Source organism: Jannaschia marina (assembly GCF_013404595.1).
Lineage (GTDB): Bacteria > Pseudomonadota > Alphaproteobacteria > Rhodobacterales > Rhodobacteraceae > Jannaschia > Jannaschia marina.
On the sequence record NZ_JABVAX010000008.1, the window covers coordinates 97,672 to 114,688 of the forward strand.

At 71.8% G+C, this 17,017-nt stretch carries 16 protein-coding genes; 3 read left to right on the top strand and 13 right to left on the bottom strand.

Annotated features, from left to right (window positions below):
- Positions 1-7: 7 nt before the first annotated feature.
- Positions 8-1,039, bottom strand: coding sequence for a sugar ABC transporter substrate-binding protein (locus tag HSX43_RS14060; RefSeq protein WP_179380780.1), 1,032 nt, complete (start codon positions 1,037-1,039; stop codon positions 8-10).
- Positions 1,040-1,145: 106 nt separating this feature from the next.
- Between HSX43_RS14060 and HSX43_RS14065 the strand changes: the two genes are divergently transcribed.
- Both HSX43_RS14065 and HSX43_RS14070 read left to right on the top strand, forming a co-directional pair.
- Complete coding sequence (locus HSX43_RS14065) at positions 1,146-2,291, top strand: ROK family transcriptional regulator (protein WP_179380781.1); 1,146 nt, start codon at positions 1,146-1,148, stop codon at positions 2,289-2,291.
- Positions 2,292-2,368: 77 nt separating this feature from the next.
- Positions 2,369-2,947 (top strand): YceI family protein, encoded by a 579-nt coding sequence (locus HSX43_RS14070; protein ID WP_179380782.1) that lies wholly within the window; start codon positions 2,369-2,371, stop codon positions 2,945-2,947.
- A 3-nt stretch (positions 2,948-2,950) separates the two neighbouring features.
- Here the strand turns inward: HSX43_RS14070 and HSX43_RS14075 are convergent, their stop codons facing one another.
- The 7 genes from HSX43_RS14075 to HSX43_RS14105 are packed head-to-tail and all read right to left on the bottom strand — an operon-like array spanning position 2,951 to position 9,880.
- Entirely contained in the window at positions 2,951-3,781 is an 831-nt protein-coding gene (locus tag HSX43_RS14075) for a carbohydrate ABC transporter permease (protein ID WP_179380783.1), read from the bottom strand.
- A complete protein-coding gene (locus HSX43_RS14080; RefSeq protein WP_179380784.1) occupies positions 3,778-4,665 on the bottom strand; it encodes a carbohydrate ABC transporter permease in 888 nt (295 codons plus the stop codon). The genes HSX43_RS14075 and HSX43_RS14080 overlap by 4 nt, the downstream gene beginning before the upstream one ends.
- Positions 4,662-5,942 carry an extracellular solute-binding protein gene (locus HSX43_RS14085; RefSeq protein ID WP_179380785.1) on the bottom strand — a complete coding sequence of 427 codons (1,281 nt, stop codon included), beginning with the start codon at positions 5,940-5,942 and terminating at the stop codon, positions 4,662-4,664. Before HSX43_RS14085 ends, HSX43_RS14080 begins: the two co-directional genes overlap by 4 nt.
- The gene (locus HSX43_RS14090) at positions 5,939-7,510 is read right to left on the bottom strand and encodes an alkaline phosphatase family protein (RefSeq protein WP_179380786.1); all 1,572 of its coding nucleotides are present in this window, start codon (positions 7,508-7,510) and stop codon (positions 5,939-5,941) included. The genes HSX43_RS14085 and HSX43_RS14090 overlap by 4 nt, the downstream gene beginning before the upstream one ends.
- Complete coding sequence (locus HSX43_RS14095; RefSeq protein WP_179380787.1) at positions 7,507-8,424, bottom strand: lysylphosphatidylglycerol synthase domain-containing protein; 918 nt, start codon at positions 8,422-8,424, stop codon at positions 7,507-7,509. The genes HSX43_RS14090 and HSX43_RS14095 overlap by 4 nt, the downstream gene beginning before the upstream one ends.
- Positions 8,421-9,137 carry a CDP-alcohol phosphatidyltransferase family protein gene (locus tag HSX43_RS14100; protein WP_328795403.1) on the bottom strand — a complete coding sequence of 239 codons (717 nt, stop codon included), beginning with the start codon at positions 9,135-9,137 and terminating at the stop codon, positions 8,421-8,423. The genes HSX43_RS14095 and HSX43_RS14100 overlap by 4 nt, the downstream gene beginning before the upstream one ends.
- Entirely contained in the window at positions 9,134-9,880 is a 747-nt protein-coding gene (locus HSX43_RS14105; protein WP_179380788.1) for an endonuclease/exonuclease/phosphatase family protein, read from the bottom strand. The genes HSX43_RS14100 and HSX43_RS14105 overlap by 4 nt, the downstream gene beginning before the upstream one ends.
- Before the next feature lie 164 nt (positions 9,881-10,044).
- On the opposite strand from HSX43_RS14105, the gene HSX43_RS14110 reads away from it, so the two are divergent.
- On the top strand, positions 10,045-11,229 hold the full coding sequence (locus HSX43_RS14110; protein WP_179380789.1) for an acyltransferase family protein: 1,185 nt from the start codon (positions 10,045-10,047) through the stop codon (positions 11,227-11,229).
- 17 nt (positions 11,230-11,246) lie between these two features.
- Here HSX43_RS14110 and HSX43_RS14115 read toward each other — a convergent pair whose 3' ends face one another.
- The 5 genes from HSX43_RS14115 to HSX43_RS14135 all read right to left on the bottom strand — a co-directional run bounded on the left by HSX43_RS14115 (position 11,247) and on the right by HSX43_RS14135 (position 16,849).
- Positions 11,247-12,431 (bottom strand): geranylgeranyl diphosphate reductase, encoded by a 1,185-nt coding sequence (locus HSX43_RS14115; RefSeq protein WP_179380790.1) that lies wholly within the window; start codon positions 12,429-12,431, stop codon positions 11,247-11,249.
- 17 nt (positions 12,432-12,448) lie between these two features.
- On the bottom strand, positions 12,449-13,732 hold the full coding sequence (locus tag HSX43_RS14120; RefSeq protein ID WP_179380791.1) for a BCD family MFS transporter: 1,284 nt from the start codon (positions 13,730-13,732) through the stop codon (positions 12,449-12,451).
- Positions 13,729-14,631, bottom strand: coding sequence for a chlorophyll synthase ChlG (gene chlG / locus HSX43_RS14125; protein WP_179380792.1), 903 nt, complete (start codon positions 14,629-14,631; stop codon positions 13,729-13,731). Before chlG ends, HSX43_RS14120 begins: the two co-directional genes overlap by 4 nt.
- Positions 14,632-14,708: 77 nt before the next feature.
- Positions 14,709-16,121 carry a transcriptional regulator PpsR gene (gene ppsR / locus HSX43_RS14130; protein ID WP_179380793.1) on the bottom strand — a complete coding sequence of 471 codons (1,413 nt, stop codon included), beginning with the start codon at positions 16,119-16,121 and terminating at the stop codon, positions 14,709-14,711.
- Positions 16,118-16,849 (bottom strand): hypothetical protein, encoded by a 732-nt coding sequence (locus tag HSX43_RS14135; protein ID WP_179380794.1) that lies wholly within the window; start codon positions 16,847-16,849, stop codon positions 16,118-16,120. The genes ppsR and HSX43_RS14135 overlap by 4 nt, the downstream gene beginning before the upstream one ends.
- Positions 16,850-17,017: the final 168 nt, after the last annotated feature.

Sequence of the window (17,017 nt, forward strand, 5' to 3'; positions counted from 1 at the left end):
GGAGGCCTCAGCCCCAGCAGAGCTCCTGGCCTTCCTCGACGGAGATCGACTCGACGCCGTCCACCGGCTCGGCGGCCACGAGCGCGACGCCCGTGTCGAAGAAATCCTTGCCTTCGGTGGCCTCCGGCAGGCTGCCGTCCTTGGCGAACTGGGCGATCGCCTCGATGCCCTTCGACGCCATCAGGAGGGGGTACTGCTGCGAGGTGGCGGCGATCACGCCGTCGGCCACGTTCTGGACGCCTGGGCAGCCGCCGTCGACGGAGACGATCATCACGTCGTTCTCGCGCCCGACGGCCGTCAGCGCCTCGTAGGCCCCGGCGGCGGCCGGCTCGTTGATCGTGTAGACGACGTTGATGTCGGGATCGACGGCGAGGCAGTTCTCCATCGCGGTGCGCCCGCCCTCCTCGTTGCCGGCGGTCACCTCGTTGCAGATGATGCGCGCGTCGTCCTCGTCGCCCCAGCGGGTCTCGTCCCCGGTGTCGATGCCGAAGCCGTCGAGGAAGCCCTGATCGCGCAGCACGCCGACCGTCGGCTGGCTGATGGCGAGGTCGAGCATGGCGATCTTCGCGTCCGCGGCGGCCTCGCCCATGGCGGTGGCGGCGTACTGGCCGATGAGCTGACCCGCGAGGAAATTGTCGGTGGCGAAGGTCATGTCCGCCGCGTCGATCGGGTTGAGCGGGGTGTCGAGCGCGATCACCAGGATCCCGGCGTCGCGCGCTTCCTGCACCGAATCGACGATGGCGGAGGTGTCGGAGGCGGTGAGCAGGATGCCCGAGACGCCGTTGGCGATGCAGGTCTCGATGGCCTGGATCTGCGCCTCGTTGTCGCCGTCGACCTGACCGGCGTAGGCGTTGAACTCGATTCCGAGCTCCTCGGCCTTCGCCGAGGCCCCCTCGCGCATCTTCACGAAGAAGGGGTTGGTGTCGGTCTTGGTGATGAGGCAGGCGCTGGTGCCTTCGGGCGCGGCATGGCCGTCGGCCAGCGCCATGCCGGTGGTCGCGATGAGGGCGATGGCCGAGCTCGTCAGATACGTCTTCATGTTCTTCCTCCCTTTGGTCCGCCCGCGGGCGGCACCTCCCCTCAAAATCAATTGCTCTGACATACGTCAAGGGTTTATCAACGCGACTGATAATTCAGGGGGGATCATGGACGGGCGCGTCGGACCACAGGGAGTCGAAGCCGAGGCCTCGGGCGCGAACCAGGCCGGGGCGGCGGATCACAACGCGCGGCTCGTCCTCACGACGTTGCGCGGCGCGGGGGCCTTGCCCGGCGCGGAGATCGCGCGGCGGACCCGGCTCACGGCGCAGGCGGTTTCGATCATCCTGCGCCGGCTGGAGGCCGAGGGCCTGGTCGAGCGGGGGGCCGCGCTGCGCGGCCGGGCGGGAAAGCCCCGGATCCCGGTCTCGCTCGCTCCGGGCGGGGCATGGGCGATGGGCCTGAAGGTCGGCCGGCGGTCGGCGGCCCTCGCCAACGTCGACCTCACGGGCCGTATCGTGGCGCGCCGCGACATCGGCTGGTCCGCACCGTCGCCGCAGGAACTGGCGGCCTTCCTCGACGCGTCGGTGCCGGCGCTTCTGTCGGAGATGCCGGTACCGCCCTGCGGGGCCGCCGTGGCGATGCCCTATCAGCTCTGGGCCTGGCACGGCTCCGTTCCGGCGCACCCGCGCGCCGCCTGGGAAGCGCTCGACCTGCGCAACCATTTCGCCGGTCTGGTCGGGGCCCCGGTCGATCTGCGCAACGACATGACCTGCGCCGCGCGCGCCGAGGTCGCCTGGGGGCCGGAGCGCGCCGAGAAGGACTGGGCCTACCTCCACGTGGGGGCCCTCGTCGGCGGCGGAATCGTCCTCGACGGTCGCGTCCGCGACGGGCGGCGCGGCAACGCGGGGGCCTTCGGGCCGCTCCACGTCCGCGGGCGGGACGGCGCGATCGTGCAGCTGCTCGAGGTCGCCTCGCTCTGGCATCTGGAGGATTCGATCGGCCGCAACCTGTCGACCTTCGACTGGAGCCTCGAGGACGCGCGGCTCGCGGTCTGGCTCGAACGTGCGTCGGACGGCATCGCCCGGGCGATCGCCGACGCCTGCGCCGTGCTCGATTTCGAGGGCGTGGTCGTCGATGGCCTCTTCCCGCCCCCGGTGCGCGCCGCGTTGACCGGGATGATCCGGGCGCGCCTGGCCGAGCGCGACATGCGCGGTCTCTACCTCCCGACCGTCTCCGAGGGGGAGATCGGCCGTGACGCGCGCGTGCTCGGGGCCGCGACCGTCGCCTTCGAACGCGCGCTCTTCCTGGCCTAGCCGGCGCGCGTCGGGGGGTGCGTTCGATCTTCGCCCGGGATGTGCTAGGATCCCCCATGCCGAACCGGAGGATCCCGATGCGTTTCGCCCTTGTCCCGCTCCTGTGCGCCGCTCCGGCGGCTCTGGCGGAGCCCGCCCGCTACGAACTCGACCCCGCCCATACGACGATCGCCTTCCTCGTCGACCACATCGGCTACGCGAAGACGCTCGGCCTCTTCGCCGAGACGTCGGGCAGTTTCACCTACGACATGGAGACTCAGGAGCTGTCGGACGTGCAGGTCTCCGTCGTCACGGCGAGCGTCGAGACGCTGAACGACGCGCGCGACGAGCACGTCAGAAACGCCGACTTCCTGAACGTCGAGGCCCATCCCGAGATGGTCTTCGCCGCCGAGGGCGGCACGCCCACGGGCGAGACCACCGGCACCGTCGAGGGCGCGCTGACCCTCCTGGGCGAGACGCATCCGCTGACGCTGGAGGTGACGCTCAACAAGGCGGAGGCCTATCCCTTCGGGCATCAGCGGTTCACGCTGGGGCTCACCGCGCGCGGCAGCCTGATGCGCAGCGACTGGGGCATGGACTACGGCGTGGCGAACGGTCTCGTGGGGGACGAGGTGACGCTCATCATCGAGACCGAGGCGATGCGCGTCGAGGAGTGACGCTCAGCCCTTGATCGCGCCAGCGATCAGCGCCGAGACGATCATCCGCTGGAGTGCCGCGAAAACGGCGACCGCCGGGACAACCGCGATCAGGCAGGCGGCGGCCAGAAGCTGCGTCGTCGACGCGCTGACGGACCCCGCGAAGTTGAAGATCGCGACCGAGATCGGCCAGTCCGCGTCCCGCTCCAGCAGGATGAAGGGGATCAGGAACTGCGACCAGTTCGTCACCATCGCCAGCACGAAGGCCGAGGCGAGTCCCGGCCGTGCGAGCGGCAGGGTGATGCGGGTCAGGACCTGCCACCGCGCCGCCCCGTCGACGATCGCCGCTTCCTCGATCTCGCGCGGGATGGCGTCGAAGGCGACCTTCAGGAGCCAGACGGCCAGCGGCATCCCGAGCGCCCCGTAGAGCGCGATGACCGAAAGGTCCCAGTTGAGCAGGCCCAGACGTTCCATCCAGCGGTAGAGCGGCACGAGGATCACGAGCGGCGAGACCATCTGCACCGCGAGGATCGCGACGAGCGTCGCCTGCTTGTGCCGGAAGTCGAGGCGGCTGAAGGCGTAGGCGGCCGGTATGGCGAGCGCCACCGCGAGCGCGCCGCCGAACGCCGAGAGCTTCAGGCCGTTCCAGAGATAGACGAGAAAGGCCGGGTCCGAGAGGACGCGCGCGAAGTTGTCCAGCGTCGGGGCGTCCGGGATCAGGCGCGCGGCCCCGCGGTAGATCTCGGCAGGCGTGCGCAGGGCGAGACTCGTCATCCAGACGAAGGGCGTCGCGAAGAAGACCGCGAGCAGGGCGAGCCCCGCATAGGTCGCCATATCGCCCAGACGCGCCCTCATCGCGCGCGCCCGAGCCAGCCGTGGACGAGGACGGCCATGGCCATGGCGACGACGAAGAGCATCAGCGCCAGCACGCTCCCGCCCGCGAGGTCGAGGTTGTAGAACACGGTGTTGAAGGTGAAGAGCGCCAGCACCTCCGTCGCGCGGCCGGGGCCTCCGCCCGTCAGCGCGAGGATCGAGTCGAAGGTGTTGAGCGTCTGCACCGTCACCAGCACGGTGTTGACCGCGACCGCGGTGCGCAGGAGCGGCAGCGTGACCGAGCGGAAGGTGCGCCATGGCGAGGCCCCGTCGAGCGCGGCCACCTCGTAGAGGACCGGGTCTATCCCCTTGCGCGCGGCGTAGAACACGATCATCGAGAAGGCCGTGCCCTGCCACAGGTTCGCGATCACGGCGGAGACCAGCGCCATCTCCGGATCGGACAGCCAGGCGACGGGGCCGAACCCGGCCAGCCCCAGAAGCGAGTTGAGCGTGCCGTAGGGAGCCTCGTCGAAGAGCATCTGCCAGATCAGCCCATTGGCGATGCCGGGCACGACCCAGGCGGCCAGCACCAGCGTGCGGAAGGCTGTCATGCCGCGCAGGCCCCGCGCCTCGCCCCGCACCAGCGTCAGGGCGATGAGGAGGCCGAAGACCTGGAGCGCGATGACGTTGACGGCGGTAAAGAGGATGGTCGTGCGCAGCACCGCCGGCAGGGCCGGGTCGGCCAGCAGGGCGGAGAGGGCCGCGGTCGTCCATCGCTCGGGCGGGCGGACGAGCGTGGCGTCGCTGAACGCGAGGCGCAGGACGTCGGCCACGGGCACGGCGTAGAACGCCGCGAGCACGAGCACCGCCGGGACGAGCCAGGGCCAGGGCCGGCCGTCGGCGGGGGCCGGGCCCCGCGCCGTCATTGCCGGGCGTGCGCCGCCTTCGCGGCCTCAAAGGCGGCATCGAGCGCCGCCTCCGGCTCCGCCGAACCCGACAGCACGTCGCCCAGCAGGATCTGGATCTGGTTCGAGATTTCCGGGTAGATCGCCGCGCCGGGCCGCGCCACGCCGTTCCGGAGCGCTTCGGCGAAGAGGTCGAACTCGGGCCCATCGTAGGCGTCGTATTCGTCGTAGAGCGCGGCCGAGGTCGGCAGGAGACCCTGATAGGCGTTGCCCGGCCCGGCATAGATCTCCTTCGCCATCTCGCCGCAGAGCGCACGCTTGGCCGGATCCTCCGACAGGGCCGCGATCGCCCAGCCGCCGGTGCCCGTCGCGCGCTGGTCGGCCGTGGGGCCGGGCAGCTCGGAAACGGCCCAGTTGGCGAATTGCGCTTCGGGAAGGGTCTCGCGCAGTTGGCCGTACTGCCAGTTGCCGCCGACGAACATGGCCGCGGACCCGGCGGCCGCGGCGGCGTTGAAGGCGTCGTAGTTGGTGATCGAGGTCACGCGGGCGGGGGCCGCCCCGCTCTCGACCAGATCCCGATAGTACGCGATGGCGGCGAGGAAGGCCGCGCGGTTCTCGCCAGCGCCGAAGACGGGGGCTCCGGCGTCGTCGACGAGCCGTCCGCCCTGCGCCCAGAAGTTGGCGAGCCAGTCGAAGGCCGTGCCCTCCCATCGGCCCGCGTTGAAGAGAAGGCCCTCGCGTCCCGCGTCGGCGGCGGCCCGGGCGGCGGCCTGCGCCTCCTCCCAGGTGGCGGGGGCCTCGGGCACGACCGAGGTGTCGCGGTAGAGCACGCGCAGGTCGGTGAACCACCACCAGGCCAGCACGTCGCCCGCCTCGTTCGTCACCGCCTCGCGCACGTAGGGGAAGAGGTCGGCGACCTCGTCCTGCGAAAAGACCATGTTCATCGGCTGCAGGACGCCCATGTCCCGGAACAGCGCGAGCTGGCTCGAGTCGACCATCGCGCAGTCGGGCCCGCGGCCGGCCTGGCTTTGCTGCAGGAGGCGGGCCTGCTCGGGCCCGATGTCGCCGGTCTGGAGCTGTGTCTCGATCCGCCAGTCCGGGCGCGCGCGGATGAACTCGGTGAAGAGCCCGGCGAAATGCTCGGCCGTGGCCGCGTCGGCGGAATAGAGATCGTAGGGCGTGAGCCGGAAGGTCATCACGTTCGGCGCGTCGGGCAGGCCGACGCGATCGCGGGTGACGAGATCCTGCGCGACGGCGGGCGTGGCCGCGAGCAGCGCGGCGAGGGTCAGGCGTTTCATGCGGGCTCCTCCTCGGGGGGATGTTCGAAAACGGTGGTCAGCAGGCCGCGCAGATCCTGCATCGGCAGGGTCGGGCGGGCCGGATCGGGGACGAGGCCCGGACCGAAGAGGTCGCCGGGCAGGCGGGCGAGCAGGCGCGGATCGTCCGAGATGACGTGGACGGGTACGTCGGGCGGGGCGCCCTGACCCGTCAGAAGCGGCGCGGGCTGATGATCGCCGAGAACGACGAAGAGCGCGCCGTCGCCGTCGCGGGCGATGTACTGCCCCGTGACCTCCAGTGCGTAGTCGAGCGCGCGCGCGTAGTGTTCGCGCACCCGCGCGCGGTCGGACCAGACCTCGCGCGGGGTGGCTCCGTCGCGGTGGGTGCCGTCGAAGACGGAACCGTCGCCGATCTCCTCCCAGGGAAGGATGCGCGGCAGGGGCGTCCAGGGCGCATGGGAGGTGATGAGCGCGACCTCCACCATGTCCGGGCCCGGCCCGCGGAGCATCCGGTCGAGCGCCGTCCAGGTGTATTGGTCCGGCATCGTCACCCAGTCGAAGGGTTGGCCCGCGTATCCGAGCGTGTGCGCGTCGAGCATCCTGTCGTAGCCGTACCAGGCCGCCTCGGGCCAATCGAGCGTGATGGCCGGCATCGCCGCGCCTGTGCGCCACCCCGCCCGGTGGAAGAGCGTGTTCAGCGACGCATGGGAGGAGGCCATGAGGCGGTCGTAACGGATCTGCCGGTCGACGCGGAGGCCCGACAGCAGCGTCGCGTGACTGAGCCAGCTCTGGCCCCCGCGCGTGGGGGCCGCGAGCCAGCCGCTGCGCGCGTGCCAGCCGGCCTGCGCCAGCCGCGCCTCCACCGCGGCCAGCCGCGGGGCGGAGACGGAGGCATAGGCCGGATCGTCGAGAAAGCTGCGGCCATAGGATTCGACGAAGGCGAGGATCACGTCCCGGCCCTCGAGGGCGGCGAAGCGTGGGTTATCGCGCGGGGCCGCATCGAGGGCCGCGGTGAAGGTGGCGAGGTCGGTCACGCCGTCGCCCATCCGCCCGATCTGCTTGGCCACGGCCGGCGTCACGGCCAGTTCGGCCCACCCGGGGATCAGGACGGCGGCCAGCGCCGCCGCGAGCGGCGGAAGCGCAAGACCCGCGCGGCGCGCGGGAAGGAGGCGCGCCGTGCGCGTGAGGGCGGCCCAGAGCAGCCAGCCGAGAAGGACGAGGGCCAGGACGACCGCCGCGACGGCCGCCAGCGCCTCGAAACGCCCGACGCTGCTGGAGAGGAGTGCCCAGCCGGACACCAGAAGATGCAGGTCCAGAAGCGGGTTGAACGCGCGGTCGAAGGCGAGCCAGGACCCGAGGTCCGCCGCGCGCAGCACCACGAGCGCGAGCGCCAGCCCGACGACGCCGGCGCGCATCCCGCGTCCCGGCACGACGGCCAGCAGCACCAGAAGCGCGGGAAGTTCCCAGGTCGGCCGGATCAGGCGCTCGGGCGTCAGCCCGGCCGGGTGCGACGGCATGACGAGGATGGCGTGGAGCAGAATGACCGCCGCGAGCGCGGCCAGCCCGTCCAGGGCGGTCTTGCGTGTCATTCGGCTCCCTTCGGCGCGGACGCGTCCAAGATAGGCCGAACGCGGCCGGCCGGTCGATACGAAAGCGCGAGCGCGGCGAAGGGAAGCACCGAAAGGAGGATGGCGGTGCCGAAGGCGACACCCGCCGCGACCCCGGCGGCGGGGGTGGCCCCCGCCAGCGGAAAGAGCGCCGCCGCCGCCCCCTCGCGCCAGCCCCAGCCGCCGACGGTGAGCGGCACGAGCATCGCCGTCAGGATGACCGGGATCAGCACGACGGCGGCCCCGGGGTCGAGTGTCGTCCCCGTCGCCCGCGCGGCGGCGGCGAAGGCCGCGACGTTGAGCGCCGCCGCGCCGAGCGAAAGCGCCGCCTGCGCCATGCCGACGGGGAGGGAGGGAACGCAGAACCGCAGGATCCGCGCGCCCCGGCCCGTCCGCGCCCCGGCCACGAGCAGAAGCGCGGCCGCCGCGAACACCGCCGCGATGGTCGCCGCGAGTGGGGCGGGCGGGTCGAAACCGCCCGGCCAGAGCATCGTCGCGGCCAGCCCCGTCGCCGCAACGGCACCGAGCCCGGCCTGCCCGAGGCCGCGTTCGATCGCGACGGCCATCGCCGCACCACGGAGGCCGGCGGCCCCCTCGCGTGCCCGCGCGGCCCGGGCCGCGTCGCCGAGCACGCCGCCCGGCAGCGTCGCGTTCGCCAGCTGCCCCGCCAGATATTCGCGGAGGGCCCAGGTCCGCCCCATCTCGGTGCCCAGGCAGCGCGCGACGAGACGCCAGCGCAGCGCCATCAGCACGGTCTGGGCCAGCAGGGCGGCGACGGCGGCGAAGAGCCAGCCGATCTCCAGCTCCACGAGCCGATCGAGGATCGCCCGCGCATCGAAGAGCCACAGGCAGGTCAGAAGCAGCAGCGCCGCCGCGATCGGCCGCACGACCCTCATCGGGCGGCCCGGAGCCTGCGGATGTCGCGCGCGAACGACCAGACGAGGAGCGCGGCGGCGACGAGCGAGAGCGCGCGCGCCGGTCCGTCGGTGCCGAGCGGCGTGGCGAGCGCGACCAGCGTCGCGATCTGAACGACGCAGATCGCCTTGCGCCGGAAGCTCTCGGCCAGGGCTGCGGCGAGCCAGGGCCAGATCCAGGCCGCCGCGACGAAGGCGTATCGCGCGAACCCGAGGATCAGAAGTTCCGGCCCTGCACGCCCTGCCGCGAGCAGCACGAGCGCGAGACAGGCGGCCAGTGCGGCGTCGACCTCCATGTCGTAGGCCGCCCCGAAGCGCGAGACGAGCCCCTGCCGCCGCGCGAGCCATCCGTCCGTTCCGTCGAGCAGAAGCGCGAGCAGGGCGAGCCCCGCGAGCGTCCAGCCCGGCCCCTGCGCAACGCCGACGGCCGCGACCGCGCCAACGAGCGCCAGCCGCGCGGTGGTCACGAGGTTGCAGCCGCCGAGACGGTCGTGGGGATAGGCGCGGGCCATGCCGCGGACGGCGACCGCGACGCCCAGCAGGTAGACGGCGAGCCCCGCGGCCAGACCTTCCGGCGCGATCGCGAGCGTCAGCAGGCCCAGCAGGATCGCGAGCCCGGCCCCCGCCGTGGCCAGGCGCAGCGCCGGAGCCGGGGCGGACGGGGCGGGGAGGACGGGGTCGTCGCGCAGGCTCACGCCGCGTCTCCCCGTGTCACCCGCGCGCGGAGCGGCAAATGGTCCGACGCCGCGGCGACGGCGGCCCCCCGCAGGGCGCGTGCCCCACGGACCGTTCCGCCGCGGTCCGTCAGGATGCGATCAAGCGGCAGCATCGGCGCGCGCGAGGGGAAGGTGCGGCGGGCGGGTCCGGCGAGGGCCAGCCCCGAAGCGCGCCGACCGAGGGCGAGCCCGCCCCAGGGCCGCCACTCGTTCAGATCGCCGAGCAGGATCGTCTGCATCGCGGGCGCGCGCGCGATGACCTGGCCCAGCGTGCGCATTTGCACGGCGCGCAGGGCCTGCACGAGCGACAGGTGGCACGACACCAGCCGGAGGGGTACGCCATCGGTCATCGTCTCGGCCAGGACCGCGGCGCGCGGCACCGCGCCCGGAAGGTCGACGATGCGCCGCCGCAGGATCTCGATGGCCGGGTCGAGCAGGAGGAGATTGCCGAGGAAGCCGCCGCCCTCGGCGCTCCATCGCATGTCCGGTCCGTCGTGGACGGAGACGAGCCCGGTCGCCGCCTCGAGCCGGGCCACGTCGAGGAGCGCGGCATGGGGCGGGTCATCGGCGTCGGCCTCCTGCAGGGCGAACACGCGGGGCCGCTCGGGCGCGATATCGGCAGCGATGGCGTCGAGCACGCGGGCACCGTCCGGTCGTCGGTCGCTCCCCACCGCGCGATGGACGTTCCACGTCGCGCAGACAATGTCGGGAAGTGGGCCCATGATCCTCTCGGCGCGTCCATCCTGCGCAACATAGCCTCATCTCCTGCCGCGCCAATAGAGGCGGGCGGCTTGCGCGCCGCGCCGCGATTCGCCGATCGGGCCCGGGCCGCCGCCGGGGTCTTGATGTCATGCGCGCGATATGTCGGAGCACATATATGGGCTCCATGGGCAATGCGCCTCACACCCGGCAGATGCATACCGATGTCGCCCGACAGGACGGTCCGGGATCGCGATCGGCCGCCTCGGAGGTCCGCGCACGGGATGTCTCGGCGGAGCTGTCGGTCTGGCTCGATCTGCTGCGCGTGGGCGCGGCGCTCGTCGTGGTGCTGGGCCACGCCGGGAACGTGCGGTTCACGGGCGGTGATCTGCTCTGGGTGCGCGACTGGACGCTCGCGCCCGACGCGGTGATCGTCTTCTTCGTCGTCTCGGGGCTGGTGGTCGCGCGGGCCGCGGCGCGCGACGGGACTGCGGGGATCTATGCCTTCAATCGCCTGACCCGGCTTCTCAGCGTGGTGGGGCCGGCACTCCTCCTGACGCTCCTGCTCGACGCGATCGGACGTGCGATCGACCCCGGAGCCTATGCGCCCCGGTACTACGTCGAGCGCCCCGTCGCCGAAATCCTCCTGCGCGGGCTCAGCTTCTCGCAGGAGTGGCGCGGGGTCGGGCCCCCGATCCAGCTGGGCTCGAACGCGCCGCTCTGGTCGCTGAGTTTCGAGGCGGCCTACTATCTTCTTCTCGGCGTCGTCCTCTTCCTCAACGGCGTCTGGATCCGCGCCGCGGCCGTCGTCTTCCTCGCCTGGCTCTTCGGCCTGTCCATTCTGCTTCTGCTGCCGACCTGGCTTGCCGGCGTGGCCGTCTGGCATCTCGTCCGGACAGGCCGGGGGCCGGCCTCTCCCGCGTTCGCCGTGGCACTGGCCGTTCTGCCGCTCGCCGCGCTGATCGTCGCCAAGCTCGCCCAGGTGGACGAGGCGCTGCTCCAGGCGACGCCGCCGTGGCTCGGCCCCCTCCGCCACGGGGAGGCCTTCGACTTCGGGCAGGAGGCCCTCTGGAACGGCGTCCTCGCGGCGGGCCTGGCGTTGCACCTTCTGGGCATGACCCGCGTCGCGCCCGCTCTGCGCCCCGCCGCCATGCGGGCAGTGCGCTGGTGGGCAGGGGCGAGTTTCTCGATCTACGTGGTCCACTACCCCGTCATGCACCTCATGGATGCCGCGCTCCCCGAGGATCTGACGGTCAAGACCCTGCTCTTCGTCGTCCTGCCGATCCTCGCGGGCCTGCTGTTCGCGGAGGTCTTCGAGCGGCACCTTCCGCGCCTGCGACGTGCGGTCGGGCCATGGTGCGGCGTGCGCTGAGGGAGAATGTCTCCCGGTCAGACCCGAGTCGGCGCGACGATCCCCGCGAGATGCAGAAGGTTCTTCACCCCGATCTTGAGATGCGCAAGCGGGCGGGCGTGGACGAGCTTCTTGTTCATGTAGGCCTCGAACGTCAGCTTCTGCACGTCGACGTCGTGGCAGAGCGAGACGAACCGCTCCCGGCGCATGTCGCTCTTGTAATAGGCATCCTGCATGGCACCGAGCACCCGGAAGACGCCCTTGTGCTCCTTCATGAAGAGCCGCCGCGCGAGCCGCAGATCCGACGCACGGCCCGAGGCGAGGGAGGCCAGCGCCGCCGTCGCCGCGACGCGGCCGCCGACCATCGCATAGTAGATCCCCTCGCCCGACGACGGGGCCACGACGCCGGCCGCATCCCCCGCCAGCACCACGTCGCGGCCATTGTCCCAGCGGTCGAGCGGCTTCAGCGGGATCGGCGCGCCCTCCTTCCGGATCGTCCGGCAATCGGCGAGGCCCGAGGCCGCGCGCAGCGCCGCCGTCGCGCCCTTGAGGTCGACGCCCGTGTGCTGCGTGCCCATGCCCACGCTCGCCTGACCGCCGTGGGGGAAGACCCAGCCATAGAAATCGGGCGATATCGCGCCGTCGTAGATCACGTCGCAGCGGTCGGGATCGTAGCGCTCTGTCGGGGCCGGGGCCTCGATGATCTCGTGGTAGGCGATGACATAGGGAATGCGGTCGCCGCCGGGCACCTCGGCCTTGGCGACGTTCGAGCGCGCGCCGTCCGCGCCGATCACGAGATGGGTCGTGAGCCGCCGCCTCTCGCCGCTCGCCTTGTCGCGGAAGACGACGTGCGTGCCGGCCCCGTCCCGCTCGATCGCCTGGAACGTCCCGGTGAGGCGCACGGCTCCCGCCGCCGCCGCACGGTCGCGCAGGTAGGCGTCGAAATGCTCCCGGTCGACCATGCCGACGAAACCGTTCTCGATCGGGATGTCGACGCGCCGCTTGGTGGGCGAGATCATCCGCGCCGTGGTGATCCGGGCGACGAGCTGTTCGTCGGGGATCGCGAAATCCGCGATCAGCCGGGGCGGGATCGCGCCGCCGCAGGGCTTGATCCGCCCGTCCCGGTCGAGAAGGGCGACGCGCTTGCCGGCCTCCGCGAGGTCCTGCGCGGCGACGGCTCCGGCCGGGCCGCCCCCGACGACAACGACATCAAATCTGTCCATCTCTTCTCTCCCCGTTTTCATTCGCCCGGCGTCACGAGCGCGCGGCCCGCGCCGCGCCCCTCCATGATCCGCCAGGCCATCGCCGCGGCCGCGACGAAAAGGACGGCCTCGCCCAAGAAGACGCCGGCGAAGGCATCCCCGTCGCCGAGCGGCCCGCGCAACAGGTCAACCGCCGCTGCCCCGGTCAACCCGCCGAACCCGGCCGCGATCGCCTGCGCCGCGCCCCAGAGGCCCATGCGCGTACCTTCGCGTCGGGCCCGCCCTTCGGCGGCAAGCGCCATCATCGACCCGATGGCCGCGACGGCGAACATCCCGTTGAAGAAGCCGAGGCCGACCACCAGCGGAACGAGCGGCAGGTCGATCCAGCCGAGCCCGGTAAGCGAAATTATGTAAAGCACGCCCGCCGACCCGAGGCACCCGGCCAGCACCCAGGACCGGAGACTGCCGAGCCGCAGGCCCGTGGCGGCAATCCCGACGAGCAGCATGCCGACGAAGACCCCGCCGTTCTGCGCGCCCGAGAGCGCGGTCGATTGGCCGGGCGTGAAGTCGAAGACGAGACCGGCGAAGGGCTCCAGGATCAGCTCCTGCATGAAATAGGCGTTCATCGACAGGAAAACGAAGAGCGTGAAGTTGCGCGCCTTCCGCTCGCCCCAGATCTCGCGCAGGCCCTCGAGGAATGGGGCCGAGGGTTCGGGCGCGACGGCCACGACCCGGCGTTCCACGCCGAGGATCGCGAGCACGGTCAGCGCGAAGGCCCCGCCGGTGACGACTGCGACGACCGCCATCAGGCGCGCGGGCGAATAGGGATCGAGAAACTGACCGGCGACGCCCGCCGTCACCGCGATCCCGAAGATCATCATCAGCCAGGTGATCGTCGCCGCCGCCGCCCGCCGGCGCGGCGCGGTCGCGGTGGCGAGCAGCGCAAGGAGCGACGTACCCGAGGCTCCGACGCCCAGCCCGATCGCCGCATAGGCCAGAACCGACAGCGCGAGCCCGAGCGCATATGACGTGGCGAAGACCGTCACCGCCCAGGCCGCCAGCAGCCCGCCGAGCGCGAGAACGGCCATGCCGTCCACGATCCAGCGCGTGCGCGAACCACCCGTGTCGGAGGTGAAGCCCCACTTGGGCCGGCTGAGCTGGATCCCGTAATGCAGCGCGACGAGCGCGCCGGGCAGGACGGCCGGCAGCGCGAATTCCACGACCATCAGCCGGTTGAGCGTCGACGTGGTCAGCACGACGACCGCCCCGAGCGCCATCTGGACGAGGCCGAGGCGCGCGATCTGGAGCCAGCCGAGCGTCATGCCAGCCCCCGGAGCGCGAAGGCCGCGACCATCATGCCCGAGATATAGAGCAGGACGCCGGTGCCGTTGTACCACGGTGCCCGCGCCTTCGGATCGCGCAGGAGGACCCGCATCGCCGCGATCTGCGCGAGCGTGAGCGCGGCGACGCCGGCGGCATGGAACGGCGCATCCCAGAGAAGGAGCAGGAAGGTCACCGCGACCTGCGGCAGGAGCATCACCCAGCAGGCGACGCGGGCCGCGCGCGCCGGCCCGAGCGTCACCGGCAGTGAGTTCACGCCCGTGGCCCGGTCGCCTTCCAGCGCCTTGAAATCGTTGAGCGTCATGATGCCGTGCGCCCCGAGCGCGTAGAGCGCGGCGAGCGCCACGATCTCCCACCGGGGCGCACCGGCGACGAGGACGGCCGCCCCGGTGAACCATGGCAGCCCCTCGTAGCAGAGCGCGACGAGCCCCGGCCCCCAGACGCCCGAACGCTTGAGGCGGATCGGCTCGACCGAGTAGGCCCAGGCCCCGAGCACGGCAAGCACCGTCGCGCCGAAGCCCCAGGGGCCGAACTGCCAGCCGACGAGAAGGGCAAGCGCCGACATGGCCAGCGCCACCCAGAGGCCCCAGCGTCCGGGCACGCGGCCCGAGGGGATCGGACGGTCGGGCTCGTTGATTGCGTCGACATGGCGGTCGCACCAGTCGTTCGCCGCCTGGCTCATGCCGCATGTGATCGGCCCCGCCAGCAGCACACCCAGCAGGACGAGCGTCCAGGCCGCGGCCATATCCGCCCCCGAGGAGACGGCACCGCAGAGGAACGCCCACATCGGCGGGAACCAGGTCACCGGCTTGATGAGCTGCAGGAGCGCGGTCGGCTCCGGCAGGCCACGCCGGGGCGCGGCAGGAGACAGACTGGACATGATGTAAACCTAAGCTGACATTGCGAGTCGCAACAAGCGTAAACTTCGATGGTCAGCGCCGCAGGGGGACTCGCCGCCTATTCGGCCGCGTCCCGCTTCAGCAGATCATACTTGCGCAGCTTCACGTAGAGAGACTGCCGCGAGAGTCCCAGGATATCGGCGGCGGCCACCCGGTTGTTGGAGGTCAGGTCCACCGCCGCGCAGATGCACATCCGCTCGATCACATCGGTCGCCTGGGCCACGATCTCCTTGAGCGACTGCTGCCCCAGGAGCTCCACGACCGAATCCATGTCGACGGCGGCTGTCTCGCGGCGCGGGCCGCGCAGGGCCCCGGCCCGGCTCATGTCGCGGATCACGAGGCCGAAGACCGGCCGCATCCCGCCGTCGAGCCGCGTCACCGACGCCTCGACCGGCCGCCCCGTCCCGCCGCCGAAGAGCAGCGAGAAGAGCCGCATCGACCCGCTCTGCCCGACGTTCGCCAGAAGGACCGACAGGTCGAGGCCGCCACGCGTCAGGAACTCCGCGAGGCTGCGGTCCTCCAGCTGCGATTCCTGCGCCACCTCCACGAGGTCGAGAAAGGCCGGGTTGGCCGAGAGGATCGTGCCGTCGATCGACACGAAGGCCACCGCCTCCGGACAGGCGTTGAACAGCTCCGCGAAGCGCGGGCGGTCCGGGTCGTCGTTGGCCGCCACCTCGGGCACGGTCAGGATCCGGCAGAGCAGCATATGCGCCCCCGGAACGCGAAAGGAGGTCGCCGCCACCTCGAGCGCGCGCGCGCCGTCGCGGCGCAGCAGCCCCACACGCGCGTCGGCCCTATGGCTCGCCGTGACGAGCTGTTCCAGCATGTCGCCCTCGGCCATGGGGCGGAACAGCCGGTCGAGCGGGACGCCGTCGAAGCCCTTGCGCCGCTCCCCCAGAAGACGGGCGGCCGCCGCGTTCGCCGTCGTCAGCGAGCGGTCGGTCACGTTCACGAAGAAGCAGGCGTCGGTCATCGTCTCCAGGAGGACGTTGAGCTGCGCCTCGGTCACCCGCTGCGCCTCGTAGTCGCGCTCGATGGCGAGTTGCGCCGAGACGAGCTGCTGCTGGATCTCCGCCAGGGGCCGCAGATCGCGCCCGAGCATCAGGACGTCGTTCTCCCAACCGACGCGGTGGAAGCTGAAGGACATCGGCAGCTCCGGCCCCTGCGACGTCGGCCGCAGGTTCAGCTCGCTCGCCGGCGTGCCCCCGCCACCGCGCAACGTCTCGAGACACCGGTCGAGCTTCGGCGTGCTCTCGCGCGTCAGATGGGTCCGCAGGTCGTCGCCGACCCAGGACGACAGCCGGTCGACCCCGTCCAGTCCGGGCCGCAGACGCAGATCGGTGACGCGCCCGCTCCAGTCGACGAGGAGCGCGATATCGGCCAGCCCTCCGACGAGATCGGCGAGGACGGGGACGGGCGCGCCGGGCAGGAACCCCGCGAACCACGCCTCATCCTCCGCCGCCTTTGTCATGCCAGGGCCCGGTCTCGTGACAGGCAGCCGTCGATGACCGCGGAGAGATCGCAGGTCACGCGATCCGCGCCCGCCGCGGTGCAGGTCTCGGGAGCCAGCGTGACGGCACCGCCGCCGATCGCGACGAAGGGGGCGGGGCCGAGGCTCCGCGCCCGGGCGACCGTCGCCCGCAAATCGCCGACGCTCTCGCATCCGCTGGCCGAGATCAGGACGCCCGCCGCATCCCCGGCACCGGCCGTGTCGGACAACGCCCGCGCCACGACGCCCATCCGCCCCAGCCGCGACGCCAGCACCCGCTGACCGAGCAGGTGCTGCGCACCCGCCGGCCGGATCAGGTAGATCGGCCCGATGGCCAGGGGCGGCCCCAGATCCGCGGCGGAGATCCGTGTCTCGGCCCAGCCCAGCAACTGCGTCAGCCGGGCGCAACCCAGCGTCACGTCGGCGAAGCGGGCAGCGTCAGAGACCCAGTCGTCGCCGAGCCGCGCCGCCACCGCCGGGATCAGATCGTCGATCAGGGCGAACACCGGAACGCCGGCCCCCAGAAGGGTCACACCCGCCCCGCGCCAGGCCTCCATGTCCGGTGACAACACCGCCCGGTACAGTCGCTCCACCTGCGCCGCCCGCGTTGCCGCGCTCCGCGTCAGCGCCACTTGCGAAAGGGCGCGGCCGGCGACGGCGGCAAGCTCGGGTCGGTTGGTCTGGAGCGCGTGATCGTGCGTCGGTCGCATGTCGAATCCTCCCGCCGATAGCCCGCAATTCTATTGGGACATGGTCGGCCAAGGCCCCCCGTGCTGTCAAATCCTTATGACATTTGTGATCGGTATCGCCGCACGACAAGGCCGCTAGCCGTCGAAGACAGTCTATTTTGTCAGATTTAGGAGATCATCGACGGGCTT